This is a genomic window from Synechococcus sp. OH2 (assembly GCF_047462155.1).
GTDB lineage: Bacteria > Cyanobacteriota > Cyanobacteriia > Thermostichales > Thermostichaceae > Thermostichus.
The window spans coordinates 2,239-4,619 of record NZ_JANSIR010000123.1; the positions used below are offsets into that span (position 1 = coordinate 2,239).

Annotated in this window: 2 protein-coding genes and 1 pseudogene; 2 read left to right on the forward strand and 1 reads right to left on the reverse strand. The window is 60.7% G+C overall.

Annotated features, from left to right (window positions below; all coding sequences use genetic code 11):
• Together NW835_RS13520 and argB are read left to right on the forward strand one after the other, a co-directional pair.
• Positions 1 to 955: pseudogene (locus NW835_RS13520) on the forward strand (phenylalanine--tRNA ligase subunit beta); the annotation flags it as partial.
• Between the two features lie 107 nt (positions 956 to 1,062).
• Positions 1,063 to 1,965, forward strand: coding sequence for an acetylglutamate kinase (argB, locus tag NW835_RS13525; protein ID WP_414376975.1), 903 nt, complete (start codon positions 1,063 to 1,065; stop codon positions 1,963 to 1,965).
• On the opposite strand, the gene NW835_RS13530 is transcribed toward argB, so the two are convergent.
• Positions 1,962 to 2,093 carry a hypothetical protein gene (locus NW835_RS13530; protein WP_414415555.1) on the reverse strand — a complete coding sequence of 44 codons (132 nt, stop codon included), beginning with the start codon at positions 2,091 to 2,093 and terminating at the stop codon, positions 1,962 to 1,964. The genes argB and NW835_RS13530 overlap by 4 nt on opposite strands.
• Positions 2,094 to 2,381 lie beyond the last annotated feature (288 nt).

The following is a 2,381-nucleotide window of genomic DNA, read 5'->3' on the forward strand; positions in this document are numbered from 1 at the left end:
GCCCACGGAGCCGCAGGTGGGATCCCTCTCTGCACGGGAAACATTGACCCGGCAAATTCGCGAGGTGATGCGGGGCATCGGTCTGACGGAGGTGTACCACATCTCCCTCTGTCCGGCGGAGGAGGACAGCTCCCTGGTCAAAATCGCCAATCCGCTTTCCCCCGAGTACTCGGCTGTGCGCAAGGCGCTGTTGCCGGGCTTGGTGGAGGCTTTTCGCTTCAACTGGGATCAGGGCAACGGCCCCCTACAGGCTTTTGAAATTGGCCACGTCTTCGCCTATGCCCCTCCCTCCAGTCCTGAGCCCTATCAGGAGGCGGAGCACCTGGGCGGCATCCTGGGCGGGGATCCCAACCCCAACGACTGGCGGCACCACAACCGACCCATGGACTGGTTCGAGGCCAAGGGGCTCTTGGTCTCGGCGCTGGAGCGGCTGGGATTTGCCCCCGAGTTTCGCCCGGATCCCCCTGAGGCGCAGTCGCGGCTGTTGCACCCCGGTCGGCAGGCCGGTATTTGGATCGAGGGATCCCGCACCGGCATCTTCGGGCAGTTGCACCCCCGCCTTTGCCAGGAGAAGGACTTGCCGGATGAGGTCTATGGGTTTGAGCTGGAGTTGGATCCCTTGCTGGCCAGCCTGGAGAGGCGGGGCCTGGTACAATTTTCTCCCTTCTCGCCTTTTCCGGCCTCGGATCGGGATATCGCCTTCTTTGCGCCGCTGGAGCTGTCAGTGGCAGAAATTGAGAAGGTGATCCGCCAGGCGGCGGGCCCCCTGCTGCAGTCGGTGCAGCTTTTCGACGAGTACCGCGGCCAAAGTGTGCCGCCGGGCCAGCGCAGCCTCGCCTTCCGCCTGGTCTATCGCGCTCCGGATCGCACCCTCACCGATGCGGAGGTGGAAGCCGCGCAAAACCAAGTAAGAGCCCAGTTGGAGAAACACTTTCCGGTTACCTTGCGCAGCTAGCAGCCTGTCAGTTTCTAGTTAGGATCTTCTGGAAGTTTTTGTCTTACACGGGATCCCTAGCCGTGCAGACCAACGCCTCTCTTTCAGGAACAACCAGCCCTCAGGCTGTGGCCTGCGATCCCCTGACGCGGGCGCAGATTCTCATCGAGGCTCTGCCCTACATTCAGCAGTACCAAGGCCGCGTCATGGTCATCAAATATGGCGGCGCCGCCATGGTGCAGCAGGAGCGCCGAGCTGAGGTGCTGCGGGATATTGTTTTTCTTGCCTGTGTCGGCATCCGTCCGGTGCTGGTGCATGGAGGAGGGCCGGAGATCAACAGTTGGCTGCAGAAGTTGGACATCCCCTTCAAGTTTGTCGATGGCCTGCGAGTAACCGATGCTGCCACCATGGAGGTGGTGGAGATGGTGCTGGTGGGCAAAGTCAACAAACAGATCGTGCAGCTCATCAGCCTGGCCGGCGGCTCGGCAGTAGGGCTGTGCGGGCGGGACGGCAATTTAATTCGAGCCCGCTCCCAGGGCCGGGCGGAAATTGGCTTTGTGGGAGAAGTCAGCACCATCAACCCCCAGTTGGTGCAAACTCTGTTGGAGGGCGGCCAGATCCCGGTGATCTCCAGCGTGGCCGCCGACGAGACGGGCCAAGCCTACAACATCAATGCTGATACGGTAGCCGGGGAGCTAGCAGCCTCTCTGGGGGCCGAAAAGTTAATCCTTCTCACCGACACCCCTGGCATTCTCAGAGATCCTGAGGATCCCAGCTCCCTGATTCCACTCCTGGATATCGAGACGGCCCGCCAGTTAATCCAGAGCGGCGTGGTCAGGGGCGGCATGATCCCCAAGGTGCAGTGCTGCATTCGCGCCCTGGCTCAAGGGGTTCGGGCTGCCCACATCCTAGACGGGGGATCCCCTCATTCCCTGCTCTTGGAACTGCTAACCGATGCAGGCGTGGGCACTAAGCTTGTCCCCTCTCAATTTTCCGCCCAGTTGGAGAGGCTCAACAGCGGGGCTGGCTAGGCCTCTTTGATACAGCGGCGGATCTCCCCCACCTGGCCAAGAAATTGGCTATCCACGCTCAGTTGCGCCACGGCTTGGCGGGTCTCTTGTCGGATTTGGCTGGGCTCTAGCTCGTTGCTGGCGCGCACCTGTTCCGGTTGGGTTTTATCGAGAGCCCAAAAGCCCGAAACAGGCCAAACAGGAGGCCACCGCTGATCAGCAGCAGCCCCGCCACCCAAATCGGGAAAAAGATTTTCGCGTAGGAAACTGAGTAGGACGTTGAGTAGGTAGACATCGCCGGTTTTTCTTCATTAAGCTGCCTACAGCCTGCCCTAGCCAAGCGGCCAGAATGCCCTGAAACAGCCAGTTTTCCATCTGTCCCCCAGCAACAAGGCTCACTGACTCACACCCAAAAACGATGAAGGCAACTGATCTAC